This window comes from Hahella sp. NS-SX17, assembly GCF_057367735.1.
The window spans coordinates 7,193,179-7,219,204 of record NZ_CM170632.1; the positions used below are offsets into that span (position 1 = coordinate 7,193,179).

General features: G+C 52.8%; 25 protein-coding genes. 10 read left to right on the plus strand and 15 right to left on the minus strand.

Annotated elements, in window-relative coordinates:
- The first annotated feature begins 105 nt into the window (after positions 1-105).
- Entirely contained in the window at positions 106-1,011 is a 906-nt protein-coding gene (locus tag AC2IBB_RS32430) for a LysR family transcriptional regulator (protein ID WP_486330748.1), read from the plus strand.
- A 551-nt stretch (positions 1,012-1,562) separates the two neighbouring features.
- A complete protein-coding gene (locus tag AC2IBB_RS32435; RefSeq protein WP_486330749.1) occupies positions 1,563-3,293 on the plus strand; it encodes a BamA/TamA family outer membrane protein in 1,731 nt (576 codons plus the stop codon).
- A 7-nt stretch (positions 3,294-3,300) separates the two neighbouring features.
- On the opposite strand, the gene AC2IBB_RS32440 is transcribed toward AC2IBB_RS32435, so the two are convergent.
- The 4 genes from AC2IBB_RS32440 to AC2IBB_RS32455 form a co-directional block, all read right to left on the minus strand.
- Complete coding sequence (locus AC2IBB_RS32440) at positions 3,301-5,268, minus strand: PhoX family protein (RefSeq protein WP_486330750.1); 1,968 nt, start codon at positions 5,266-5,268, stop codon at positions 3,301-3,303.
- 194 nt (positions 5,269-5,462) lie between these two features.
- Positions 5,463-6,239, minus strand: a complete 777-nt coding sequence (locus AC2IBB_RS32445) for a tetratricopeptide repeat protein (RefSeq protein WP_486330751.1) — start codon at positions 6,237-6,239, stop codon at positions 5,463-5,465.
- A gap of 12 nt (positions 6,240-6,251) precedes the next feature.
- Positions 6,252-6,698 (minus strand): hypothetical protein, encoded by a 447-nt coding sequence (locus tag AC2IBB_RS32450; protein ID WP_486330752.1) that lies wholly within the window; start codon positions 6,696-6,698, stop codon positions 6,252-6,254.
- 302 nt (positions 6,699-7,000) lie between these two features.
- Positions 7,001-7,657, minus strand: a complete 657-nt coding sequence (locus tag AC2IBB_RS32455; RefSeq protein ID WP_486330753.1) for an SGNH/GDSL hydrolase family protein — start codon at positions 7,655-7,657, stop codon at positions 7,001-7,003.
- Between the two features lie 266 nt (positions 7,658-7,923).
- On the opposite strand from AC2IBB_RS32455, the gene AC2IBB_RS32460 reads away from it, so the two are divergent.
- Together AC2IBB_RS32460 and AC2IBB_RS32465 are read left to right on the plus strand one after the other, a co-directional pair.
- On the plus strand, positions 7,924-8,400 hold the full coding sequence (locus AC2IBB_RS32460; RefSeq protein WP_486330754.1) for a hypothetical protein: 477 nt from the start codon (positions 7,924-7,926) through the stop codon (positions 8,398-8,400).
- Between the two features lie 28 nt (positions 8,401-8,428).
- Positions 8,429-8,773, plus strand: coding sequence for a hypothetical protein (locus tag AC2IBB_RS32465; RefSeq protein WP_486330755.1), 345 nt, complete (start codon positions 8,429-8,431; stop codon positions 8,771-8,773).
- Between the two features lie 30 nt (positions 8,774-8,803).
- Here the strand turns inward: AC2IBB_RS32465 and AC2IBB_RS32470 are convergent, their stop codons facing one another.
- Positions 8,804-9,724 (minus strand): leucine-rich repeat domain-containing protein, encoded by a 921-nt coding sequence (locus AC2IBB_RS32470; protein ID WP_486330756.1) that lies wholly within the window; start codon positions 9,722-9,724, stop codon positions 8,804-8,806.
- A gap of 101 nt (positions 9,725-9,825) precedes the next feature.
- Positions 9,826-10,140, minus strand: a complete 315-nt coding sequence (locus tag AC2IBB_RS32475) for a hypothetical protein (RefSeq protein WP_486330757.1) — start codon at positions 10,138-10,140, stop codon at positions 9,826-9,828.
- 356 nt (positions 10,141-10,496) lie between these two features.
- Between AC2IBB_RS32475 and AC2IBB_RS32480 the strand changes: the two genes are divergently transcribed.
- From AC2IBB_RS32480 to AC2IBB_RS32490, 3 genes are read left to right on the plus strand one after another with little or no spacing between them, the layout of a single operon-like run.
- Positions 10,497-10,877 (plus strand): hypothetical protein, encoded by a 381-nt coding sequence (locus tag AC2IBB_RS32480; RefSeq protein WP_486330758.1) that lies wholly within the window; start codon positions 10,497-10,499, stop codon positions 10,875-10,877.
- A 6-nt stretch (positions 10,878-10,883) separates the two neighbouring features.
- Entirely contained in the window at positions 10,884-11,225 is a 342-nt protein-coding gene (locus AC2IBB_RS32485) for a hypothetical protein (RefSeq protein ID WP_486330759.1), read from the plus strand.
- A gap of 8 nt (positions 11,226-11,233) precedes the next feature.
- Entirely contained in the window at positions 11,234-11,791 is a 558-nt protein-coding gene (locus AC2IBB_RS32490; protein WP_486330760.1) for a hypothetical protein, read from the plus strand.
- A gap of 197 nt (positions 11,792-11,988) precedes the next feature.
- Here the strand turns inward: AC2IBB_RS32490 and AC2IBB_RS32495 are convergent, their stop codons facing one another.
- Both AC2IBB_RS32495 and AC2IBB_RS32500 read right to left on the minus strand, forming a co-directional pair.
- Entirely contained in the window at positions 11,989-13,383 is a 1,395-nt protein-coding gene (locus AC2IBB_RS32495) for a tetratricopeptide repeat protein (RefSeq protein WP_486330761.1), read from the minus strand.
- A gap of 243 nt (positions 13,384-13,626) precedes the next feature.
- The gene (locus tag AC2IBB_RS32500) at positions 13,627-14,205 is read right to left on the minus strand and encodes a hypothetical protein (RefSeq protein ID WP_486330762.1); all 579 of its coding nucleotides are present in this window, start codon (positions 14,203-14,205) and stop codon (positions 13,627-13,629) included.
- Positions 14,206-14,395: 190 nt separating this feature from the next.
- Here AC2IBB_RS32500 and AC2IBB_RS32505 point away from each other — a divergent pair, with 190 nt between their 5' ends.
- From AC2IBB_RS32505 to AC2IBB_RS32515, 3 genes are read left to right on the plus strand one after another with little or no spacing between them, the layout of a single operon-like run.
- Positions 14,396-14,554 carry a hypothetical protein gene (locus AC2IBB_RS32505; protein ID WP_486330763.1) on the plus strand — a complete coding sequence of 53 codons (159 nt, stop codon included), beginning with the start codon at positions 14,396-14,398 and terminating at the stop codon, positions 14,552-14,554.
- Positions 14,555-14,571: 17 nt separating this feature from the next.
- Positions 14,572-15,060: a type II toxin-antitoxin system YafO family toxin gene (locus AC2IBB_RS32510; RefSeq protein WP_279501359.1), complete on the plus strand. Its 489-nt coding sequence runs from the start codon at positions 14,572-14,574 to the stop codon at positions 15,058-15,060.
- Complete coding sequence (locus AC2IBB_RS32515) at positions 15,054-15,512, plus strand: hypothetical protein (RefSeq protein WP_011400235.1); 459 nt, start codon at positions 15,054-15,056, stop codon at positions 15,510-15,512. Before AC2IBB_RS32510 ends, AC2IBB_RS32515 begins: the two co-directional genes overlap by 7 nt.
- A gap of 187 nt (positions 15,513-15,699) precedes the next feature.
- Here AC2IBB_RS32515 and radC read toward each other — a convergent pair whose 3' ends face one another.
- The 7 genes from radC to AC2IBB_RS32550 all read right to left on the minus strand — a co-directional run bounded on the left by radC (position 15,700) and on the right by AC2IBB_RS32550 (position 25,668).
- Positions 15,700-16,140 carry a RadC family protein gene (gene radC, locus AC2IBB_RS32520; RefSeq protein ID WP_127973971.1) on the minus strand — a complete coding sequence of 147 codons (441 nt, stop codon included), beginning with the start codon at positions 16,138-16,140 and terminating at the stop codon, positions 15,700-15,702.
- A gap of 129 nt (positions 16,141-16,269) precedes the next feature.
- Positions 16,270-18,288 carry an AAA family ATPase gene (locus AC2IBB_RS32525; protein ID WP_486330764.1) on the minus strand — a complete coding sequence of 673 codons (2,019 nt, stop codon included), beginning with the start codon at positions 18,286-18,288 and terminating at the stop codon, positions 16,270-16,272.
- A gap of 57 nt (positions 18,289-18,345) precedes the next feature.
- The gene (locus tag AC2IBB_RS32530; RefSeq protein ID WP_486330765.1) at positions 18,346-21,543 is read right to left on the minus strand and encodes a hypothetical protein; all 3,198 of its coding nucleotides are present in this window, start codon (positions 21,541-21,543) and stop codon (positions 18,346-18,348) included.
- Positions 21,544-21,690: 147 nt separating this feature from the next.
- A complete protein-coding gene (locus AC2IBB_RS32535) occupies positions 21,691-22,248 on the minus strand; it encodes a hypothetical protein (RefSeq protein ID WP_486330766.1) in 558 nt (185 codons plus the stop codon).
- Positions 22,249-22,284: 36 nt separating this feature from the next.
- Positions 22,285-22,632 carry a GFA family protein gene (locus tag AC2IBB_RS32540; protein ID WP_486330767.1) on the minus strand — a complete coding sequence of 116 codons (348 nt, stop codon included), beginning with the start codon at positions 22,630-22,632 and terminating at the stop codon, positions 22,285-22,287.
- A gap of 36 nt (positions 22,633-22,668) precedes the next feature.
- The gene (locus tag AC2IBB_RS32545; RefSeq protein WP_486330768.1) at positions 22,669-23,028 is read right to left on the minus strand and encodes a hypothetical protein; all 360 of its coding nucleotides are present in this window, start codon (positions 23,026-23,028) and stop codon (positions 22,669-22,671) included.
- A 132-nt stretch (positions 23,029-23,160) separates the two neighbouring features.
- Positions 23,161-25,668 (minus strand): ExeM/NucH family extracellular endonuclease, encoded by a 2,508-nt coding sequence (locus tag AC2IBB_RS32550; protein WP_486330769.1) that lies wholly within the window; start codon positions 25,666-25,668, stop codon positions 23,161-23,163.
- Positions 25,669-26,026: the final 358 nt, after the last annotated feature.

The window sequence follows — 26,026 nt, forward strand, 5'->3', positions numbered from 1 at the left end:
TGCAGGTGAATTCAGGGCCGTAATGCGGCGATAAGGCATTCTCGTAGATTGACTGTTAACGAAAAACAGCCTATTAGTTGTTTCTTTTTCAAATATTTTTTGAAAATGACCTCCATCAACGACCTTACCGTTTTCCACCAGACCGCTCTGCACGGCAGCCTCACCGCCGCCGCACGGGAACTGGATATGACTCCCGCCGCCGCCAGCGCCGCCATCAAACGCCTGGAGCAAAGCCTGGATACCGCCCTGTTTGTGCGCTCCACCCGCAGCCTGCGCCTCACCGGCGAAGGAGAAAGCTTTCTGCAACACTGCCGGGCGGCGTTGCATGCCCTTGATACCGGAAGACGGGAACTGCTGGCGAAGAAAGGCGAAATTGGCGGAACCTTGCGCATCTCCGCGTCTTCAGACTTTGGCCGCAATCTGCTGATGCCCTGGCTGGATGAGTTTCAGGGTCAGCATCCTAATCTCGTGCTGCGCCTGGAGCTGACAGACCGGGTGGCGGACATCAATCGGGAAAACGTGGATATCGCCCTGCGCTACGGCGCGCCGCCCGACTCCAGCCATGTCGCCTTCAGCATTGTGCGCACGCGCCGCATCATCTGCGGGTCGCCAGCGTACTTCGAACGCTACGGCGACCCGCTGACGCCGGAAGACCTGCAAAACCATAACTGCCTGCTGTATCTGGTGGATGAGCGCGCCTATGACCAGTGGGGGTTCCATGACGGCGATCGACGCATCACCGTCAATGTTAATGGCGACCGCATCAGTAATGACGCCGAAGCGGTACACCGCTGGTCCGTCGCTGGCGTGGGTCTGGCCAACAAGTCCAGGCTCGATATGTGTCAGGATCTGCTGCACGGCCGCGTCCGCGCCACCCTCACCCAATATGCCTGTGCGGAGATCAGCATGTACCTGATCTGTCCCGGTAAAAAACAGGTGACGCCCGCCGCGCTATTGCTGCGGGATTTTTTGCGGGAGAAATGCGCAGCGGCGTTGGCGGCGCTGGAATAGGCATGTTTCCATTCCTGATTCGGTTTGGCGCTCTGGGAAGCCCTTCGACAAGCTCAGGGCGAACGGTTGATCCCGATTATTGAGACGCAGCGGGTATGCGACCCTTCGACAGGCTCAGGGTGGACGGTTGATCCTGATTGTTGAAGCGCAATGGGTACGCAGCCCTTCGACAGGCTCAGGGCGAACGGTTGATTTCGATTATTGAGGCGCAGCGGGTATGCGGCCCTTCGACAAGCTCAGGGCGAACGGCTGATTCCGATTGTTGAGACGCAGCGGGTATGCGGCCCTTCGACAGGCTCAGGGCGAACGGTTGATTTCGATTATTGAGGCGCAGCAGGTATGCAGCCCTTCGACAGGCTCAGGGCGAACGGTTGATTTCGATTATTGAGGCGCAGCAGGTATGCGGCCTTTCGACAGGCTCAGGGCGAACGGTTGATTCCGATTATTTCAGTCATCAGGCGGTAAAGTTGAGGCTCCATCTTGCTGCATAAACCGCTAAGCTATAAATAAAAACCGCTTATCAATCAGGACTTCCTCTCGATGGATACGCAATGAGCTCAAACTCACTTCGCCGATTTTTCCGCTTGTTCATCGCCGCAACGTCGGGTTGCTGCGCCGCTCAGGTCTTGGCGGAGCAGGAGGCCGGGCTGGTCTGTGAGTATGCGGAGATTCAGCCCAGCGAGGTGGATTTCGATAATCCCAGAGTGCAGTTGCGACAGGAGTTGGGCTTAACCATCCCGGAGAATGCGCTGATTGGCGAAGTTTATGTCTTCAACCGGGAGATTTTCGACGCCACCGACCCGGAAGAAGATCACTGGATTTACCGCACCGCCAACGCCCTGCATATTCGCACCCGCGAAGAAACCGCGCGTTATCAGTTGCTGTTTAAAAGCGGCGATCCTTACGACCCGCATATGCTGCAACAAAGCGAACGCAGCCTGCGCGATAAATCCTACCTGTACGACGCCTGGGTGCGTCCCTTTCGCGTATGCGGCCGGATGGTGGATATCGCCGTGGTCACCCGGGACTTATGGACGTTACTGCCCGCGCTGGGTTTCAGTCGCAGCGGCGGCGAGAACACGACCGTGCTGGGCCTGACCGACGAGAATTTTCTGGGGTATGGCAAACGTCTGGCTTTCAGCCACAAGAAAGATGAATCCCGCACCGGCTTCACCGTCGATTATCAGGACCCCAATCTGCTTGGCTCCCGCTGGACCTCGCAGTTGACGTTTACCGAAAACAGCGACGGCTATCGGCGCGCCGCCCAGTTCGTGCGGCCCTTTTATAAAGTCGGCGCCAACTGGTCCGGCGGCGTCGCCTACAACCGCGAGCAACTGACGCAACAACTTTATTACCGGGGCGATAGCGTCAGCGAGTTCAAACAGCGTCTGGAGAGTTACGGTCTGTTCAGCGGCCATTCCATTGGCGGCGGGGCTTTCAACGACCATCGCCTGCTTTACGGCTACGAGTACGCCCATTACGACTTCTCCGAAGAAGCGGGCGAAACGCCCCCCGATCCCTTTCCCGAGGACCGCATCCTCAGCTATCCCTGGATCGGTTATGAGTACCGTGAGGACCTTTACTTTCAGACCTACAACTTCAATCAGATCCAACAAACCGAAGACATTCCCACTGGTTTGCAGTTATACGCCCGACTGGGCTGGTCATCGGAATCTTTCGGCGCCAGCGAGGATCAGTGGGTATTAAAAAGCGGAATCAGCCGCGCACTGATCGCGGAGCGCCTGCAATTCGCGGACTTGCAGTTCGACCAGACCGGCTACTGGAGCCCTTCGGGAGACCGATTGGAAAACCTGATCCTGGGCCTGCAAACCCGTTATCTGCGCACCGAATCCAAGCGCAAAAACAGCTGGTACGCCGCATTGAGTCTGGCCTATAGCAAAGACCTCACTTCAGATTTGCAGCTGACGTTAGGGGGCGACAACGGGCTGCGCGGATATCCGTTACGGTATCAGACCGGAGATCGCAGCTTTCTGCTCACTTTGGAGCGGCGTTATTACTCCAACTGGCATCCGTTCGAGCTGTTCCGCCTGGGCGGCGCGGTTTTCATGGACATGGGGCGGGCGTGGTTTCCCGGAGAGGATAACGGCCCCAACAACGGCGTCCTGCACGATGTCGGGATCGGTCTGCGTCTGACCTCCAGCCGTATCCAAGTGACTCGCGTCCTGCACCTGGATATCGCCTTCCCGCTGGACCGGGATGAAGGCGGCGGAAAGGAAATCGACGGGGTCCAATTCCTCATCCGCGGCCGGCAGACATTCTAAGCGAGGCTTAACTGCCGATAACGCCGCCGTCGTCTTTAGTGACGATGACAGTGGCGGCGCGAGGACGGGCGGAGCCGCCGTCCGGCCAGTTGCTGGTATAGCTGCCGTCGCCGTTCTTGCTGCCTGGGTGCTGAATATTGACGAACATGGTCTTCAGGTCCGGCGTCGAGGTCACGCCTGTGACTTCGCAATCTACTACCCCGGTGAAGAAACGGCGGATTTCACGAGTGGACGGATCGGCCGCCAGCATCTGATCGTTGCCGAACTCCTCGGTGCCGCCGGTGTCAGTCTGAATCCACAATACGCCGCGCTTGTCGAACCACAAGCCATCCGGGCTGTTGAACTTGTTACTGTCGTCCAGCGTCACCAGCGCCGCGGTCTCACCCGGCGTCGCCGTGCCGGCGGGACCGCCCAGCACAAAAATATCCCACTGGAAGGCGGTGACGGAGTCACTGTTCTCGCGCCAGCGAATGATATGGCCGTATCGGTTATTGGGGCGCGGGTTCGCCGCATTCACTTGGTCTTCAGTGCGTCGGCTGTTGTTGGTGAGCGTAAAGTACGCCTCGCCAGTAGTAGGATGCACCGCACCCCACTCAGGTCGATCCATGGGCGTGGCGCCGACGAAATCCGCCGCAGTGCGGGTATTGACCAGAATATCCGCCTGATCCGCGAAGCCATTATCCACCGTCAGGCCGTTGACGCCATGAGACAGTTCCAGCCACTCGCCGCTGCCGTCATCGTTATACTTGGCCACGTATAGCTTGCCGTCGTCCAGTAGCGCGCCGCTGGCGGTGTCCGCATAGTAGGCTTGGTTGGACACGTATTTGTAGATGTATTCGAAGCGGGAGTCGTCGCCGGAATAGCAAACAATGGGTTTGCCCTCTTCCACCAGTCCGAAGATGATGCCTTCATGGCCGAAGCGGCCCAGCGCAGTGCGCTTTTGTGGCGTGGAAGTCGGTTCGAACGGATCGATTTCCACAATCCAGCCATAGGTGTTGGGCTCATTGCGATAATCGTCCGCAGCGCCAGCGCCTTTGCTGGTGGCGTCGAAGCGTTCGTAAACGTCCACGCCCGCCACGGTGTCCCAGCCATAGCGCGAATTGCTCCCCACGCCGTAACGGCTAAGGTTGCGCGGCTTGGGATCGTCATCGCTCTTGAAGTATCCCGCCCAGTTCTCTTCGCAGGCCAGATAGGTTCCCCAAGGCGTATATCCCATGGAGCAGTTATTCAGGGTGCCGCGAGCCAGGGTTCCGTCGTTGCTGTGCTTGGTGACGGCGTAATCGGTTCCACGCACCGGTCCGCGCAATTCCATGTCGGTAGCGCCGGTCACGCGACGGTTGTACTGGCTGCCGTGGACGATATCCCAAACGCCAGCGGTCTTCTTGATATGGATAACGCTGACGCCATGGGCCGCCACTTCTTTGTGCACTTCCGCTTCAGGGCGAGCGCCGCCGACTTCGGTCGGGCCGTCAGGGTGCAGGAAGTCCGGCTCGATGTATTCGTGGTTCATCACCAGCAGGCCTTCTTCCGAGCTGGCGCCGCCTTCTTTGAAATCAATCGGGAAGTAGTGCATGCCATCGTGGTTCATGCCCACTTGCTGTTCCTGGTCCGCGCCGGTATTGGTTCCATCGCCCAGATACTCAGGCAGCGCGCCGGTCAGAGGCGTGCCCCAGGGAACGAATGGCGTGGCGGTGTAGCCAGCCGCCACTTTCACCTCGTTGGCGACGCTGGTGGCGATAGCGGTGAAGCCCAGCAACGGGCCCTGGTTGTCATCAGAATCGCCGCCGTCATCGCTGCTGCAGCCCACCAGCGACATGCCGAGCATGCCCGCCAAAGCGGCGCTGACGCCGCCCTTGATGACAGTGCGACGGGCGATGCGGGTTTCAAGCACGGAAGCGAAAGGGCGATTTCCGGAAAAGTTTGTAACTGGATCGATCCCGGAGTTGTCGAATTCGAATTTTTTTATATCGGACATACTCAAACCTCTTCTCATCAGAGTTCACTTCAGAACGCAGTGGGCCAGAAATACCGGAAAGAGGTGACAGCATGGTTACAAAAAGATTTCATTACGGAAGAAGCAGTTAAATGTCCTTCTCGCTTGATAATGGCGATACGCCGATTTTATGACGCCCGGCTTACGTCAAGGCGACGGTGGGAGCGATCCAGATTCTACTTAAGCCCATATTTTTCCTGCAACGCCCGAATCGTCTCTGCAGGCAGAGCAGACTTTTGGCTATCAAGATAGACGGCGGCTTTGTCGCGACGCTCCATGCCGACCAAGGCCTGTACTATGCGTTCGGACAGTTCAGGGTCTTTTTGCAGTTGTGAATCGCTTTCCTGCGCTGTCACCCCTGCCTGGACGACGGTGAGGTAGTCTTTGGTCTCCAGTGCCGCCTTGCTTAACAGCACGTAGCCTTCCAGCGTCAGTTCGATCTTCAGGGAGGTCGTCACGGCATTCACCGCGTCGTCATAGCGTCCGCTGGCGTAGTAGGACTGCGCCAGCGTCAATGGAGTGACATGCCAGTCTGGATACGCTTTGATGAGTTTGTTCATCAACGATTCCACCGCCTCGTAGGCGCCTTGCTGGATGCCTATCTCGGCGATTTTTATGTAGGGCCAGCGATTGCCGGGATCGAGTTTGACGCTTTGGTTAAACGCCTGCAGCGCCGCTTCGTTTTGTTGCAGATCCTGGTAGATTTTTCCCAGCCAGTATTCATAACGCCCATCCGTCCCGCCCAGCTCAAACTCCAGTGAGCGCCAATAGCTCAACGCCTGCTCCGGCGACGTCTTCTCTTCCAGCTTTTCCACATAGGCCAGTACTTTATCCTGAAGGCCGTCATCTTCCAGTGCGAAGGTCGCAGTGGCCCACAGCAGCGCACACAAAGCCGCTATTCCGCGCAGACAACGGAGTGCGCCGACGCGGTTCAATGTCATTCTTTTCTTCATGCACTACCCCGTTTATAAGTTCTCCGCGTTCTGCGAGAGAGATAGCCATTCGACTGGCGACTCAGACACAGGCGTCCTCGTTTCGTTCAATGGCGCATATTCAATACGTATCCGCTCGCCTTCAATAATAATTTTGGTCGGCGCCTGATTCGCTGCGCCCTCGGGACCTCTGTCGATATAAACATTAACAAGGGCTTCGGAACTGACGCCACCGCATTGATCGTAGGCGAGTTCACCGCGATACAGCGTCAAAAACTCAACCTTATCCGCCCACCCTGACACCACATAATAAAGCTGATAAGCGTCGCCGTTTATTTCTTTGGAACTCAGCAGGCTGTATTGATCTGGTATAAAACATTTATCTGCTTCGCGGGTCGTCCATAAATACGCCAGCGCCGTCACCGTCAGGAACGCTAATATAAAAACGGTTAGAGACAGGTACTTCAGTAACTTCCACACGCTTGTTTGCGTCCTTCGTGTTGTGTTTCGCCGGAGAGTATAGGGTTAGCTGTTTGGTTCAGGCAAAAGCGTCGGGGCTGGCGGTGGTTTCTTTGGCGCTCTGGGAGGCCCTTCGACAAGCTCAGGGCGAACGGGGCATGTGGTGGCCCAGCGGGTGAGCGTATGTGTGAGTGGGTGTGGTATTGGGTCAGACTTTACTGCGGCTTCGTTGGCGCTCTGGAAGGCCCTTCGGCGGGTTCAGGGTGAACGGGTTTATCCCGTATACCTGCCCCGCGTTCCCGCTTGAAGCTAGGCAGGTGGGCTTAGACGTAGACTCTGCTCTCTCCGGTCCCAAACGCATGCAGCGTCACTACCCGCTGAATAGCCTTGGCGATTTTCTTGCCGCCCTGAGCGGAGGGTTCGATGGGGGAACTGGCGGAGTAGTCTCCTACATCCTGGCAGAGGTTGCGCAGATCGATGACAGGGAGCTGTCTGGCGATGGCTTCCTCCAGAATGATCTCATTGAACAGCGCCAACCCGGCCACCGCTTCCGTCCCCAGTCCGGGGATGTTGTTGTAAACGGTGCAGACCACCAGATTCGGGCTTTTTTCCAGCAGGGCTTCCAGCATGTTGCTGTAGTTGGAGCGAAAGGCGTCGCGCTCACGATCCATTGCGCGCATGGCCGCGCCGACGGTGTTGACGCGGGCGTCCAGAATGTTAATCACGCTCAGGGCGTCATTGCCGCCGCAGCTCACGATGACGTGAGAGACATCGTCGGGAAAGTCCACCAGCTGCTCCGACACATCCGTGGTGACGCTGCCGTCCACCGCGATCAGGGTCACCTTCACGTCGTCCCCAACCGCCGCCTGCAATTTCTCGACAACGGAGTCGCCTTCATCGACGTAGGATGCGTTATCAAAAATGGAGTCGCCGACCAGAACAATATGCACCGGCGTATTTATCGCGCTTGCTTTAGCCATAACCCTGCTCAACCCGTCTCTCAGATACCCACTACTAAAAGTCTTTTCCTTCTTCTCTGCTAAACAGATAGCCCACTATTCCCGGTTTAACCAGCGGCCGGAGGATTTACCCCACGCGGATGCAGCGTATTTCTCAGAATTAACCGCCCATCATCAAGCCGGCTTTCTATACATCTCCGCCCTCAACATAGATAATTTTCCGCGCAAAGCGAACCCTTCAGCCCGAGTATACGCCGGGAAAGTAGAACAGGAAAAAGTGAAATTTAATGACATCGCCGACGATTGCAAAGCCCATGTGGTTATCCGGGACAGAGTGTAAAGTCGGCATTCTCTATCTGGTGGCGATCACCTATCCGGCGGGGCTGGTTTATGACGCCATGTACCGCGCTTATGACCGCCATAACGGTAAGACCCGGTGTTGGAACGGCTTCGACTCCCCTGCCGCAGACGTGACGGGCTACATGCCCGTCAAAGACGCCTTACGATACCTGACCGGCGCTTATTACATCGAAGAAAACTATCAGGCCGACGCGGCCATATTGCCTTGGCGCGATGGTGAACCAGACGCCAAAGCGCCCCAGATCGCCGCCGCCCCAGGCTCCTACGATATCCTCACCTGGGATGAAGAATTCGGCTGGAGTACCCCCATCGCCTACTGCCGCGGGCATATCCCACTGGATACATTTTTGAACGCCGTCGCCAAACATATTCCGTTGACCCGTAAGACTTGCTGTCGGCCTTAACGTTGCTCTTTCAGGACACAACAACCCAATGACAAAACACTCCGCCTGGATCATTCACTTCAAAGCCCACATGGATGAGTTTTCGCTTATGAATTTGGACGGATCAGAATATATCGCAGGCATTATCATCGTCCCGGGAAATTCAATGAGGGCGGCGCTGGATGCGCTCGATAATTATCTGAGCGAGAACAAAATGTGGGTAATGGACGTTTCCAAATGCGAACGGTACGTTCCTGAAAACTTTACCGCTCCAACAAAAGAAAATCAGGACATCATAGAAGTCGCAGAAATCGTCCTCGTCGACCAGCAAGCGGAATTCGTCACCGGCGCCAGTTCGAAAGTTCTGGAGGATGAAGAAGGCGAAGCAATCTAGCGTTGTTACTTCGCCGCCTCCAAGCCAGCATTAGCAGTAAACCAGACAGCCTCTTGCTCTGAGTTCGTCGAGCCATTCCGGCGTTTGCAGCCGCTCGGACCAGCGCAGGTCCAGTTTGCAGAGGTTCTCCAACGACAGGATCGATTCAGGCAGCGTTTGCAGACGATTTTTTCTGAGATCCAACAGACGCAGTTGTTTCAGTTCGCCGATGGCGTCTGGCAGGCGCTCAACGGGGTTGTTGCGCAAATCGAGTTCTTCCAGTGACGCGCAGCTCCCGATTTCATCAGGCAACGCCATGATCTGATTGCCCTCCAGGAATAACTTACGCAGCTTGGTTGAACGTCCAACCGTCTTCGGCAGTTCAGTTAAACGATTGTTCTGGAGGTACACTTCTTTCAGCGTTCGGGACAGGAAGAAAGAATCCGGCAAAGTGACAAGACCGCTGTTATACAACCTGAACTCCACCAGTGATTCAAAACTGAAATCCTCCGGCAACACCGGCAGCGGGTTATCGCTCAGGTTAAGGTAAAGCAGCTTATTCAAACGCGTCAGTGAATCTGGCAACGCAGCAATCTTGTTGTTGCTGGCGTATAAAAACGCCACGTCACGACAGTTTGCAATCGAACCCGGAATCTCACTCAACCTGTTATGCGCGATATCGATTAACTTCAACTGGGTCAGATTGCCAATCTCACTGGAAATTGCCGTTAACTGATTCTTACTGACATTCAAATCTTCAAGCTGAGTCAGACTCCAGATTTCAGACGCAATCTCCGCGATCTGGTTATCGAAGACGCTGAATTTTTTCAGCTCTTTTGCACTCCCGATATCCTGCGGAATAGCGCTGATGCGATTGCCGTTCAAAGACAGCTCACGAAGAGATGCGTAATCCTCAATAGCGGGAAACGCATCCAGCTTCTCGTTGTTTATAGAAATAATCCTGTTATTCACTCTTTGGATTCCATGACATGGGGTCTCTCTCTGAGGTAACCACCATTTAATAGCTCCTTCTGGCGCCCCTCGGACTTATTAAGGCAATGTTCGCCACGCCCCTACAGTGAGTCAATACCCAGCTCAATGACATAAAGAAAAGCAACGACGAAGTAGAGCAGCGCACCGCAAAGAGCATTTAAGAAAATTAAGCAGATCTTTCGCCAGTTTTTGCTTATGTTTTTAGCCCCACTAACCAGTATAGAAAGACTGATCAGTCCGCCCAAAATTGGGATTGTAGTCCATAGCGTTTTCGACAGTCCGCCGGCATAAAAATCGTCGCTAGCTACTCTCATGATGTAATCGATACTAATGGTCGCAATACAAAACGAGATAAAAATCAGCCATGCATATAAAGTCGCTGTCTTTAAGGCCATGCTTCATCCTTATTATTTCTTCAGGCAATCAATTCATTAATTTCACCAAACATGACTACCCATCTCTTTTCATTACCCGTAGATTTAAACACTTCAATAATATAGCCACACATACACTCGATAAGAAATTACCAAATAGTTAACAAGCTGGCTTTCTATACATTGTACTTTAAAGAAAACATAATAGGACTTTCCATTTATGCCAATTCCAGTAAATATCGATGCGATGGGCTCCGAAAATCTTACAAGGCGCCACCTGTTTATGAGTGCAGTATTTTTCTTCCTTCGAACTCATTGCTCATCTATTAGGCATTAGAGTAGTACAAGCTGCTTTTTATCAACTGAATGAGGTATTTATGAGCCCTGTATCTGCCTGGATCTTTCACCATAGAGCATCTTTAGATGCAATGTCCCCATTAAACTTTGATGGATCTGAGTTTCTAGTCGGAGTTGCAATAGTTCCCGGTTCTACCATAAGAGAAGCCCTAGACAACTTCGATGCGTATTTAAACGAGAATAAAATGGAAGTTATGGCGATATGGAAGTGCGAGCAATATCATCCTAAAAAATTTTCCGAACCTACCGAAGAAAGTAGAACAATCGCATTGGTTTCAATAGAAGTGTTAGAGCAGAAGAAATCTTTCTATGCCTGGAGCACTAGCGAGCATGCCTTGGACGACTCAGAGGGAGATGATAATGATTTTCGCCTTCTATCTGAGCACATTTATCAGAGTTAAACAGCCATGAAAATCGTGTTTCTTCCCGACGAACTCATTGCACAATTAAAAGCTATTGCCGAAAGCGAGAACTATCCTGAAGTGACGCGTATTCTTAGCAAGCCTTCATCCAGTGATATGGAAACGGCTGACACTATGACTGCGATTAGGCTTGCCCGTGAGGAAGCTCAAGCGCTTACAAATGTAGCAATAGTTGAGCATATGAAGGCGGAGTTGAAGTATCCCTACTGGAGTGATGACCATCCCAAGTATGATGAGGCTCATGAAAACGAGTTCTTTGAAATCCAGGCAGGCTTATTTGGGAAGCTCATTCATTACTTAAATGAATTTGGTATCAAAACAAGATAATGACATCAATGAAAGCCGTTAGTTTTTCTGTTCTCATGCTTGTTACGCCTGTCGCTTTTTGTGCTGAAGAAGCCCAGTGCCACTATAAAGCTTCGTTTGTTAAGGAGGCGGCCGTAACAGATAGCAGTGTGGCGCTTTCACACTGGAGCACAGAACGAGACAGAAAAAGCGATGAATATATAAAAAAGCTTTATCTTGTGTATAAAAATGGCGATATCGCCGTTATAGAACACAAATACTGTGATATGTATAACTTTAAGGTCAGCTATGCTTTCTCCAGTCAGAATCCAGCCCCCACAAGCCAGTCCATTGGGCAAATCATCGAAAAGCATGCTCAATACGCTCAGCTCACGCCAACCTATTCGCCCTCACTGAGCAGCATAGTGACATCCGAGTTGGAGAAAAACGCTTTTGATGGTCAAAAGCCTCTCTCACTTGGGTTGCCTCAAGAACCACTCACCTTCGACGACTTTGTCGAATACAGCGTTTCCTTTTTGCCGAATAAAGAAAGCAACATCCTGCAATCAAGCCTGAGCTTTTATATGGGCATTGGCGGAGCTGATTAAGCCCGATTTTGGGGGTATGAAGTGGCGGCTCTGGGGCGCGTGGATGGCGCTTTGCTTATCCAACCTACGGTGATTGAGAGTCAGAGACTACGTAGTGCTCGTCAGCGGATTGGATAAGCCCAAATAAAGTAAAACGCCCTGCCTATCGTAGAGGTTCAGGGCGTTTTCAGGATCGAGCAATGTCAGCGGCTTAGTAGTTAAATCCCACTTGGCAGTGGGGCGCCGATGGGTTGCATGTCGAGGAGGATATTTTTTGTTTCTTCTTTCCATTGCAGAGGCAACGAATAGTTGGGGAATCTGAGCGCTAGCACCGCCCCCTCATTGAGTAGAGCGCGTACATTCGCCGGCATTTCCTGGTCCAGTTCAGCGCAGCCTTCGGCGTTTACTAAACCACTGAAAGAAAGGGGTTCAACTTCGCCCAGTGCTTTGTGCGCTTCCAAACGCCAGCTCGAATTTTCTCCGATGTTGAATTGCACTCCATAAGGCTGACTGAATCCCAGTCCGCAGGCCTTTAGAATGATCGGCTGTGCGGGGAGAGGCTGAGCTGTTCGTTTTTGATCACGCAAGAATTTCCCCCACATCAAGCGGGCTTCAGGCGAGTTCAGCGATATGTAGTTATAATCATCCGGCTTGCGTAGGGCCTCCAGCCTTTTGAGGCCTTGTTCCAGCTTATCTATGTCGGTTTCGTATCTGAGTTCCTCTTCCAACAGATTTCTGGCGGGTTGGCGGGCCGCTTCCAGCCCTAGCAGGGCGGCTTTCTCGTAGTGAATCAACGCCTGTTCTCTATCGCGCTCTTCCTGACCCCATCCCATTTCCGCGATGCGGGCCAGATGATAGTGGGCCACCGGCTCGTCCTGCGCCGCGCTTTTGCTGAAGGCGGATTGGGCTTCCGCGTAGTTTTTCTCATCAAGCATTAGCACCCCGTAGTTGGTCCATGCCTGCCTGAGGTCTCTGTCCATCCCCTTCTGCAGCCACTCCACCGCCTGCTTTCTCATGGCGGACGAGTCAAAACCATCACGCTCTCCCGGCAATAGATGCCTGGACATCTGGTAAGCGCGCACATATTGCCGGGAGGCTTCGAAGTCATAGCCTGCGTCCGGCGCCGATTCATGCGCCTTGGCGTAGTAATCGCCAGACTTGAGAATATTGGGAAGCACGCCCGCCACGGCGAACACAGAGGTAGGATCGGGTTCGTTATACGCAATCGCGAGGTTAATATAGGTAGGCATCTTCAACCCCCGCTCCAACGCTTCCTGCAAAAGCGGGATTGCGGCCTCGGGTCGCTTGGCGTCAATCTCCATCACGCCCAGGTTATGACTGGCTCGCGCAGAGCCTTTCTCCCGAGCCTGTTGATAATAAACACGAGCCTGTTCGCGGTCCTCCTTAACGCCTTTTCCCAAGTCGTAAGCTTTACCAAGCAAAAACAGAGCGTCTGCGTCGCCCTTGGCCGCCGCCTCATGGGCCTGAGAAAAAAATTCTTCATACTGCCCGCTCTTGAACAACTCTTCCGACGTTGCAGCGAGGGCGGAACGCCCGCCGGCGCCACTTATCAGTAATCCACACAGCAGTCCGGCCAAATAGTGTTTTTTCATATGAGGTTGTAAAAGTATTACTCGTTGAGTGAAGGGAGATCAGGCTCCGGAAAATGGAGAAACGCTGTGATGTTATCCGAGCGTGTTCCCGAAAGAAATATAGCGATAACAACGTCTAAAGTCCGTCGTGGAAAGAAACAAACAGGCATCACAGGAAGGGCGAAAAATGTATCGCGGCATGTGAGAAGAACTGTTGGATGGCGCTTCGCTTATCCAACCTACGGTGACTGGGGGTTCAGAGCATCAATGCTTTACGCCGTAGCTCTCGCCGAGCGGATTGGATAAGTCCGAATGGAGAAAAATGCCGGTTAGTTCTGACTGCCTGTAAGCTTTGGCGAAGGCTTCATTACAAAATATGCCCTGGAAGGTATCCAGTTCAGTTCGGAATATAGGAAAGCCGCCAACCTTGGACTCGTCGAAAGCGATGTTTACCAAGTTTTGATTTGCATCGTACGCCGTCAAACGCCGATCCACGCCATCCACTTCTTCCGCTGTTCGCAAAGGGTTGAACAGATAACCGTGGGATTCATCGAAGTTAACCGGCAAGAACTCCCCTGCTTGGGCCAAAAGGCCGCTCATTGCTTTGTACGCCTTTTCGTTAAAGAAAAGCCGACCGTTTCTGGCTGCGATATCTGGGATAGTTTCAACGCCGCTGTCTGTCGCTTTGAATCGGATACTTAACGGTTTCCAAATAGCGCTGTAAGGCACAGGAAAACGCTTGATATGAAACGGGTATTCACGACCCAGATTTTTCAGGACTTCGCCCGTGGGAATCTCGAAAGTTAAATAGGATTCCTCATGGATAATACGATATATAGTCACATTTATACCTTCCATCCAAAACTTCACAGAATTATATGATTACCATCAAAGTTAATCATTTTTAACATTAAACCAAGCCAGCTTTCTATACATCATCCGACACACACAAGATAATCAAAAGTCGTTGTCAAAATAGATATGAATTTCGAAGTTCAGAATCATCTTATACACGCTTAAAGGATTAGTCACTATGACCGACAAGACAAAAAACGAACCCCCAAATAAGCCAGCTTACGTACCTCGTTTTAAGCCAACCCCTGAAAATATAAAGAAAGTCGCTGATGCATTCGAAAGAGCAAGAAAGGATGCAGAGATAAATGGACACAAGTGGACCATGATTGTTTACTAAACACAGGGAAGTAATTGATGAGCAAGGCTAAAAAGGTTTGGCTTAGTCCACAGATAAAGAGCCAGTTCCAAGCAATTCCAGAGCTTCAAGACTTAATAAGGGATTTTATCGAGTACAAGAAAGAAAACTTAAAATTCAATGACACAAATAACTATATAAACATTAGATATCTTATCGGGAGGGATGTCCCTTATGACAAAGACCCTCTTAAGCTAGAAGATACATACCACGCACATATTCTAGAAAAAGGCTCTCCCTCGCATCTGAAGGCGACAAGAAGATACAACGTTAACAAACAAGTAGACTGGACAAGCAATTACGCCCTAGTATACTGCACGCTTTGGTCAGAAGATAAACTTCCACATAAAGAAAGAAGCGCATTTGGAATACTGGATTTCTGGCTTGATGCGCATGGCCAGCTCAATACAAATTCTAAATTCAGACTTCAAGAAATGGTTGATGAGTTTGAAAGAGCGGTAAATAAAGGAGAGACAATGCTATGGTAGCTTCAAATAGTGAAGTCAATTGGCGCCAGGGCGCTCCAGAAAAAGGCGGTATTTATTATGTCTCCGCCATCCAGTATCCAGCAGGCACTGTTTACGATGTTCTCTTTTGGCAGGTTGATCCAAGTGGAGATAGTTACTGGGTGCCCTTCGACTCCAAAATCGCCAAGGTAGTCGGCTTCATACCCGTTTCTGAAGTCATAGGCGCCTTCACTGGTGTTCTAGATCCTTCTGATGGTTCTAAAGTTCCAGACGCCATTATCCAATGGCAATATGGCGAGCCAGATCGCACAAAACCTTGTCTTGCCGCCCTTCGCTATATGTACGACGTGATGACCTGGGATGAGGAGTTTGGATGGAGCGTTCCTTTGGAGCACTGCGACGCTTATATTCCCTTGGATGAGTTTTTAACGAAAGTCGCCGATCTCCTGCCTTTCGAAGATAAGAACCAGTAACATAAGCACAATGTTGGATGGCGCTTCGCTTATCCAACCTACAGTTATTGCCATACGCCCAGTTGCTTCCCTGGGCGCAAGCCACGCATTTTTAACAGAACATCTCTATTACTGACGCCGCCGAATTTTCGTAGGTTGGAAAAGCGCAGCGCCTTCCAACATTCGGAGTAGCTCAAATCCCCCTCCCCTACAAAATCCCATTCTCCACAAAACTAAACTCCTCCATTCCTCCAATAATCACGTGGTCCAGCACTCGTACTTCCAATAGGTCGAGAGTGCGTTTCACTTCTCGGGTGAGGCGGATGTCTCTTTGGCTTGGGCGGGCGTTTTGGGAGGGGTGGTTGTGGGCGAGGATGACGGCGGCGGCGTTGAGTGAAAGCGCCTTTTTGGCGATTTCGCGGGTGTGGACGGTGGATTCGTTGTAGGTGCCCCGGAACATCAGATCGAATTCGATGACGCGGTGCTGGTTATCCAGAAACAACACGCCGAAGGCTTCGTGTTGGAGTTCAGCCAGATTCAGCTTCAGGTAGTCGTAGGCGAAGCGGGGGCTGGCGATCACTGCGCCGGGCTCGCGCAGGCGGGCGGCCAGGATGGTCAGTGCTTGTTTGATAATGCGATTGCCCTTCATTTGATTTGCTCCATTGGGGCTGGAAAATAGTTTGGAGCAAATTTACCTCAAGGTGTTGTTCACATATGAACATTTATGAAATTTAGGCTATTTATTATTTTTTTCACCAAACTCACAACCAGTAAACTTTCATTTCAAAGACTTATTAATTTTATCAATTAAGCTAACCCAATCAGAGATCTCTTGCTCGGTTAATAATGAAGCATCATTATCTCGAGTCCATTTAACATAAATTTTAGCTAGTTTATATTTTGAAAAATCATTAATTTCAGACGAAAATATACTTATTATAGGTCGTGCCGGATATTTTTCTGCAGATTCAGTAATATCCCAATTAAGTTCAGACTTGGCAACATTAACCAACGTCATACGTAGCAAGTCTTCTATTTCTGGATTCTCGACCGCCCCACTGTAAGAATCCTTAGTTCGCAAAATCCTACCATTTCCCAAAGTATGCACCAACGTGTCCTGCTGAGCGGCTTGGTTTCCAGCCTTATCAGAGTCTAACAATGCTGCCACCTTGAGCTTCTGAGCATGCAGTATAGTTGCGTAATAAACAACTTTTCCCGCGCTATTTGCCGGAACTAAGGCTATTTTCTCATTTAGATTAGCTAAATTAGCCTCCCTTAATAATGAGGCTGTTGCATCTATGTACCAATAATCTGTCAAACCTTCCACCACAATGTTTCTTTGCTCCGAAAATAAGCTCTGAGCTAAGTCATATCCAAGTGCTTCCTGCAAGGGAAGTAAGGATGCAGGGTCATCTGCAACAACCTCAGTGTGCACTTTTGTTCCAGTATTTCTAGACGTCATTTCTACAACCCGAACTAAGTCCAATTCATTCGGGCCTACTAAAAAGGGAGAGTGTGTAGTAAATATAGTCTGATTCTTCTTAGAGAGCCTAGAAATAGTTTCACGGAACTCGCGTTGTTTCAATCCATGCAAGCTCAAACCAGGTTCATCAAGTAATAATATTGCATTTTTATGTCTATTAGCCGCCTCAGCAAAAAACACTACAAAGAAAGACACCAGCCATTGAAACCCCTCTGACCGCTGATCTAGCTCAACCTCAACTCCAAGATCATCTTCCACAACAACCTTCAGATATTGAGAGTCTGCAGTTACTCGAAGACGATCTGCCTCGGCCTTCGACGGGTCGGGAGACCATACTTTTCTGATCTGTTCGGTCAGTTGTACACTGGCAGAATTTAACTGGTAGCTCCTAGTGTCTAATTGATCACGATATTTCTTCACTGCATCAGCATTACCAAGTTGGGGCTCAGCAGCCTTGCCAAGATTTGAGAGATCCCTAGCCTTAAATCCTAGTAATTGTAATAAGCAGTTATTTCCATAATCATACGTCTTATCATCAAGCGAATTACTTTCTGTTCTTTGAGCCAAGTGTTCAAGGTGAATCAATGGATGAACTCTAAAGTAGTTACTAAAGAAAACAAAAACAGGTACTCTGTCTTTGAGAGCATCGAGAGTATCCTGCTCAATTTGAGCGTATTTCAATGTACTACATATTTTATCATACCTATCATTTTCAACTTTATTTTCCTCATCCAAAAATGGAAACATCATTTCAAGAAAAGGTTTAAAACGATTATACAGATCAATATTTATAACAAGTTCATCACCAACGCTTTTTATAAGGCTCAAACAAGATTCTATGGAGGAGACAATTTCATGCTTAGATTCATCTCCTCCAATTCTTTCATTTACATATGAGCACAATCGAAAAAAGTCTTTCTTTACTTCCCCAAAACTTAAAGATGGCAAGCTTTCAAAATAATAATTAATACTATTATCAAGCCTACGTTCAACAACGAATACACAGTCCCAGAAAGGCTCTGGAATAATTTCTTTCTCCTCTTCTTCTATTTCAAAAAATCCTTCAGAAACTATAACACTAGAAACTTCCACATTTTTTGTTGATATTTCATTATAGTGCGATCTCGGATAGTCCCTTAATGAGTCAAACCCTGGAGTTCCAGCAGGTGGATTTAATTGCTGCAATGCTTTAAGAACAGCTGTTTTTCCAGCTTCATTCGGACCAACAAAAATGGTTTTAGAAGACTCAATATCAAATATTCCTGTATCTATAACGCTGCGATACATTCTTACCCTAGCTTTTCTTAATCTCATATACGAGTACTATCTCCTAACATGAGCTTCACGATTTAAAGAGGGTCGTAACCCCCACTAAAACCCACTAACCTTCATACTCTTCAATACCAACTTCCAGTTCTCCATTTGGGTTCCTTCCAGGTTCAGTCTGCTGACCATGTAGTACAGACGCTGTGTTGCCGCGCCGTTGGGGGCGGTGGTGAAGCGTTGTTTTAGCCAGTAGGGGGGGATGGATTGGTAGTAGAGGGTGGCTTTTACGCTGAGGGCGCTGGTGTTGACGCCGGATGGCAGGGTGACTTTGTAGGTCAGTGCGTCCTGGCCTTTGAAGCCGGGGCCCTGGTCCTGGTAGTCCGGATCGTCGCCGACGCCGTGGGGGTCGGTGGAGGCCATGAATTGCTCCATCACCTGCCCTTCGGGTTTGAATACGGTGGAGACGCGCCAGCCTTTGGGTAGCAGGCGGTTGTCTTTAGGGCTGTAGACGCGGTGGACGAAGCTGGTGGTGAATTCGTGTTGCGCGTTCTGGTTCAGCTCTTCGTAGATCTGCACCTGATTCTCACGGGTGATCAACTGATAATGCGGCTGGTAGGCATCCGGGCTGGGCAGGAACTCGGTTTTCAGGGGAATGCCTTTGCCGTCCACGATGACGCCAACAGAGTTGGTGCGGCCGGAGCCCCACACCACTTTGTCGCCGTCCATCACCAGAAACTCCAGGAAAGCGCGACGGAAGGCCACGCCGCTGGGGAAGCGGTGGCCGGTTTTGTTGGTGAGGGTGACGTTGGCGGTGAGCACGCCGTTGCTGACGCCCTCCACTTTCACGTCGATGTCCACCGTCTCCTTCTGCGCCTGCAGAATCATATTGTCGATGGCCAGATCCACGCCGTTGTCCGCGCCGGTCATGTAGTCGGTTTTATCCACGCCGAGAATGTCAGGGAACTGGTCGAACATCTCCAGCAGGAACACATTCAGGCCTACATGCTCGTGACGGTTGTAGTCCGGACGCAGGGGGATATCGATGTCTTCCAGCGGCAGGGTATGCTCCGCTGCGGGGAAGTTGGCGTCCTGAATCGCCGCGATCTGGGTGACGAGCTGGTCGATTTTGATGCTGCCGTCCAGAGTTTCGAAACCTCCCGGCATATGGCAGCCCTGACAGCTCTTGAAGTCAGAGTTGGGGTCGTTTTCACCCTGGGCGAAGGCGCTGTTCTGCCACTCCAGGAAGGTGGCCTGCTCAATGGTGTGCGGATAATCCTTGAATGCCGGATTGGTTTCGGCGGCGTCCAGCACCGGGTAGGGATTCTGGGTCATGCCGATATTGGGCAGGTTGATGGTGTGGCAGGTTCCGCACATCTGCGAATCCTTCATGAAGCCGTTATGCACCGGCTTCACGCCCAGCACGTCTTCCATGGGGCGGGTGGATACGTCCTTGAAGGGGCCGTAGTACTCGTCATCCGGTCCGCGCTCGAAGCGCCCGGTGGAATTGTGGAACAGGCCAAACGCCAGTTCTTTCGGCGTCAGGGGCGTCAGCCAGTCGGGATTGGCGGGATTCCAGCTCGCGACCTGCTCGGCGGAGGGCTCGTTGATATGGTGACATACCGCGCAACTGATGCCCTCCCGCGCCAGCTCGCCGTATTTGTGATAAGCGTAGTCCGCGGGTTTCGGCTCCGCGGCGGAGAGCACCTGAGTGAGATAGAAATAATCCACTTTGAAGTTGGGGTCGAGGGCCGGATCAACCGCAGCGTCGATTTCCAACTGACGCTGCCCCATGGCGCCGTGGCAGCTCAGACAGGTGTTGGTGATGGCGGTTTGCGTATCGGCGACGCTGCCTTTCAACGGCGTGGGAGTCATCATCCCATCCGCCGCCACATAAGCCATTTCGCTTTCCAACTGCGCGTGGAAGATGGGATCGCGCCCGGCCAGCCCCATGGGCGACCAACGCCATTCCCCATACTCGGAGACGTTAAAGCCGTCGCCGTAATTAGGACCGGTCTGCAGGAACATGGTGACGCCATACGGCAAGCCGCCCAGACCGCCATGACAGCCCAGACAGTTACTGGAGGTGATAAACGCTTCCGCGCCATCAGGACCAGGCACCACATGGTCGGCCCACTGCGACGGGAAAGGTTTCACCTTTAGAGAGACGTTGCGCGCTAACTCTGGAAACTGCTTCAGAAACGCGCTGTTCGGAATAGGCAGGGCTTCGTTCTTCATCGGCAGCGCGGAGAGCTCCGCCTGCCCCATATGCTGGCTGAGGAAGGCCTGCAGACCGGGTACTTCAGAGTCTTCCCAGGGGCGTTGCAATTCAGGAATTTCAAACACCGACTGGGCGTAGGGATCGTCTTTTAACAAAGACAGGGGATAGCTGCTCAGATGATCGGGACTGCGCCAGGACGTATCGACGAAAAAGCGCAGGGGATATTCTTCCGGGAAGAAGCCTTCAACATTGCGCAGCGCGCTGAAGGTGAACATATTCTCCGCCGAACCGTGACAGCGCAGGCAGGGCGCGCCAAAGCTGGAATAGGGAGCGTGGCTGTAATTATCCAACTGACTGTCCACTGCTTTCTCAATGGTCTGCCCTTCTCCCGCCGCGCTGGGTCCCGCCCAGAACCAGCCGTCCTTGGAGCCGGCTTTATCACGCACCATCACCGACCATGCAGTGAGCAGCTTGCCGAGCATGGCTTCATAAGCGTCAGGGTCGGCCTGATATTTGGGATCTTTGGCGAGATCCTGATAGAGCACGCCGGGCGCGGTGTACATCTCCTTGACGATCATGGCGCCGTCAGGGATATCGCCCTGGCGGCCGCCCTCCAGCCAACGCATGACTTCCGGCGAGTAGAAAATGCGCACGGCGGGATGCGTGCCGAAATATTCGTTGCGGATGAAGGGGCCGGTGTCGCGCACGCCCTTGTCGTGCTTCCAGCCGAGCTTCTTGTAATCGAATTTCAGTAGCCAGGTGTAGAGGACTTTTTCGTAGTCCCGCAGAGGCATGCTGGTGGGTAACGGAAGATCGGCGGGTTGACCGTCGGACTGACTGGCGGATTGCGACCTGGGCGGAGAGCTGGCGCCCGACTCCGGCGTGCGGCAACTGGTGAGCAGCAACGACAGGCAAACAGAAACGCCGCCGACGAGGGTCAGAACTTCCTTACGCATAGCAACCTCCTCGCTATGTGAGCGCAACGCGACGGTCAACGCCAGCGTCACGGCTCCTTTGCACCCATGGCAATCACTTTTTCCCGACAACGCGCCGTTGCGGGGCCAGTCGCGCTTCATCCGATGCATCCCCCCTCCAGGATGTCGGCGACCTGACATTACAAAAGTTTTAGACCAAGTTTGAGATTACGCAAGGCGAGAGATAACGGAGAAAAGGTGGGGAGGCCCCGCCGCGCAGAGCGATGGAAATGCGCGGCGAACGGCCTGGGGAGGCGTTTACTCGTAGTCGACGGCGGACGGATTTCTTTCGAAATAGCGTTTGTAGAAATTTATGTAGTTACTGTTTGCTTTGACGGCGGTGAGTTCGTCATAGCTCACTTCAGTCGCTTCATCGTCCCACAAGCCCTCGCCATCAAAGCTCCGCGCCACAGCGTGGTCATCGTTCACTTCTTCCACTCTGCCGAGCAGAAACAACGGGTCATCTGGATTTTCGTTTTCCAGAATCAAATATCCGTAGCGCTTTTCCAGGGATGACAAGGCTGCGCGCCAACTGCTCAGGTCAATGTTTATGTCAAACTCCACCTTGCTGTAATAGCCTTCATCTTTCAGCATTTGGGTTTGCAGTATGTTAGTGGAGCCCATGTAGACGTCCGTGATGTCTCCCATCCGCATCACCATCAAACCATCAAGGTTAAAGTCGTAGACGTACTGCACCAACACCAGTTCGTCGGAATAGTCCAATACAAAAGCTTGCAGACTGTTTTCGTCCACTTCATCCCGCTCGATGGAGACCAGGGTTCCGTTTTCTTTGGCTTCTTTGATTTCTTCCAGCATAAGTTTTCTCAATGTTAGCGAGGACAGGCGCGTGAGTTATTTCGAGCGCCCATCGTAGTGATTCACTTTTAACGCGTCCAGATCCACCCCTTCCAGACAGCGGGCGTTGATCGCCGCCATCTTGGCGCCGGAGGGGTCGGTTCCCTCTCCGAAGGGATGAATGCCGCAGGTAGGGCAAAACCGATGCTGGATAACGTGTGTGTTGAAGGTATAGGCGCTCATGGCGTTCTCCCCGGACGTCAGCGTCAACTGCGACCGCGGCACAAACCACAACAACGACCCTTTACGGGAACAAATGGAACAATTACACGCCAAAACTTCCGTCAGTTGGCCTTCGACTTCAAACGCGATATTGCCGCAGTGGCAGCTGCCCTTGTAGTTCATAGTGGCTCCTTGGGTTGTGTTGCGATCAATCTCTATTCAGTTATCCAGCCAGACGTTGCGCAACGCCCGGATGTACACGGAATGAGGTTCGTCTTCATCCGCATAAAGAAGGCCATCCTCCTGCAAAACGCCTTTCTGAACAAGTGCTGCGATGACAGCATCGGTGCGATCGGGGTAGGCGAGATAATCTTTACGCTGACCGGAACGAAACGGCCAGTCGTCATAGGTGTCGGAAACAAACTGAATGTCGTCGCCGATATTATTCATCAGATACCAGCACACCAGGGTCGCCGAGACGGGATGGCCGACGATTTCATTTTGCGTACTGACGGGAAGATGGGCGAACGTGATGCGTTCTTGTTTGGTCTGGTTGACAAGTTCGTAGCCGACGGACATAGGCGCTCTCGTAAAGATGGTTCAGGCTAGCAGAGCCTCCCCCGCCCCGCTTCCGCAGAAGACGAGGGGGGAAGGAAAGCTGTTTCAGCGCATCGCGCCGACGCTTAGCCTAACAATCCAGGCGCATGCCGACTACAGCAGGCGCAGGAAGGCGAACACGTCCAGCAGGCTGATGCGGCCGTCTTCGTTCAGGTCGTACTGACGGTTGTCGTCATTGACCGAACGGAACAGTTGCTTCAGCAGCATGAGCAGGTCGCGGCCGTCTACGTCGCCATCACCGTCGAAGTCGCCTTTCACTTCTTCTTTGACGCCATCAAGGCTGATCTCGACGATCACCGGATCATGATCGGAAGAGCGGAACGCATCCGGGCTGTACAGGTTCAGCACCTGAGCGTCGGTTTTGAACTCCACGTTGTAGTCCAGCGCGCGAGGCTCGTCACCATTGATGTGCCATTCGGAAACGCCGACGACCTGGGACCTGAGCGACTCGCTCGCCAGAGCATGGTCCAGGTAGCCGGTTTCACCAGAGAACACGTAGGAATAGGCTGCGTCGCCATTCAACTCCGCCAACAGATTGTGGTACCCCTGCGTCTGCAACGCCATGATGGGATCTTCCTTGGCGTAAGCGTTAAGGTCACCGATGATCAGCACGTCCGCGTCTTCCGCGCCGGTAGGATCGCTCGCCAGCCAGTCCGCCAGCGCCACCGCCGCTTCACTGCGTTTGGCGTTGTAACAGCCCTGGCCGTCGCCTTGGTCCTGGTTTTCGCCTTCCGCGTTGGTGCAGCCTTTGGATTTGAAGTGGTTGACCACCACCGTGATCCTGCCGTCGTTATCATTCAGAGAGAACGTCTGCGCCAGAGGCTGACGGTTGAAGTGATCAAACGGATAGCTGCTCAGGGACTTGGCGACGCCGGCCGGGGTCACTTTATCCGCCTTGTAGATCATGCCGACGGCGATCTCATCGCCGCCCAGTGCGGACAGACCGGGATTGACGACCGCATAGCTTCCGCCCGCCGCATTCAGACGATTGACCAGATCCTGAATCGCGGAGTCCGCGCCATAGCCGTCGTTTTCAATCTCCATCAGGCCCACGACATCCGCATCCATCGCCAACAGGGCCGCTACGGTTTTCGCCGCCTGACGCTCCAGCTCTTCCGCTGTGGTAGCGCCGCGTGAAGTGGGGAAGCCGCCGCCCTGACCATCGCCGTTGAAGTAGTTAAGCACGTTGAAGCTGGCCACTTTCAGGTTGCCGGCGCCGGTGGTCACAGGCGCGTCGGTGCGTGGGTTTTCCGCCACAAACGCAGGCGTGACAGTGGGATACATACGATATACGGAGAAGCTGTAGCTGATGACGCCAGTGAGTTCGTTCACCTTGTCGCCCACACGCAGGGTGTTCAGCGCGCTCAGTTCCGGCGCGGGGAATGGAATCACCGCCGGATTCTGTTTGGTGCTGCCGTCGTCCAACACCAACTGGTTCAGGGCGTTGGCCGCCGCCACCGCCGCCGCTTCATCTCCCGGCGTCGCTAAATGCGTAGGGATATAACGACGGCCATTACCCAGTAAGACCTCGCCGTAGCGGCCCAGGTTGTAGACTTCGTTAACGGTCCAGGGCTGCGCGGAAGTCACCAGCATGCCTTCCACTTTTTCCAGCGCGTCGGCGCTGTCCAGAGGCAGAGACACCTGCGCAGGAGTTACCCGGTTGTTGTCGCCGCAGACTTTAATCGCCTGCACTGCGTTCACTTCGGTCAGATCGTAGTATTCGGTCACTGAGCCCAGCACCCGCACTTTCTGGCCGACGCTTACGTCCAGCACGGAGGCGTCCGCGTACACCAGCACGCCTTCGGAGGTCTTGTCGTTACCATCCTGGTCCGCGTCTTCTTCCTGCACGAAGAAGCCTTTTTGTTCATCCGCGCCTTGCAAGTCCGCGGTCACCACCGCTTCCAGCACTACCTGCTGGCCGTTCAATGGCGAACTCGCGCCGTCGCCCTGAATCGCGCTGATCAAAGTGGCGGGATCGCCGCACTCGCCGATTTCACCAGGTTCGCCGCCCGGATCGGTGGGGCCGTCGCCATAGGAGCCCAAGCCGTCAAAGGTGTCGTTGGCATAACCGTCCCATTGCAGGGTGGGGTCGTAGGCGTCGTAAGGATCGCTGTCGCCGGCTTCCACGTCGGATTTGCGACGCATCGTGTTATTGGCGGTGCTGACGTCGCCGCTGCCCCACTCGCTGCCGGGGTCCACGCCAATCTGGCCGATGGAGTCCACCGCCGCGCCGCCTTTCAGCAACAGGATGGCGTCATCGCCGTTGAAAAAGCCGCCGCCGCTGGTTAGGTCCGCCTGCGCCAGAATCACCGGATCAGCGCTGCTGTGAGCGATGACATAAACGTCTCCCGCCGCCAGGGTTCCACTGAGATTCAACGTCACGCCTGCACTGGAGGAGCCGTTAAAATACATCTGCACTTCATAGGCGCTCAGGTCAACGTCGGCGCTGGTTCCGTTATAGATTTCCAATGCTTTGTTGTTGCTGGAGCCTTCCACATACTCGGAGAAAAAGAGGTCCGCCGCTGCGTGGACCGCGCCGGTATGGAGCATCGCCATGCCCAATAACAGCGCGGATACCCTGAACCTTGGCTTGGTAGTCATGTTTGTTCCCTTTTTACTTTATTTATTATCGAGTTATCCCCACCCGTTTTCTCTAACGGGCAGGCTTAGTCTAGCTTATCGGCGGACGGTGATTATGCGATCTGATCCGGATTCCGGATATTTACCTTGAGACGCGGACGCAGATAGTTGCGACCGCCAGGCGCTCCAGCCTGGAAATCATCGAACCGTCGGGGAGGAAGTCGTTTCCGGGAAAACCTGTCTAATGAAACAGGAAACCGGTGACAGGTTTACGCGAAACAGATGACAAAAATGTGACGAACTATCTGCAAAATCAGAGGATTAAGAGAGCTGAGATTAGAGCGGCGGCAGGAAGAAGATGGCAGGCGAGAGAAACAAA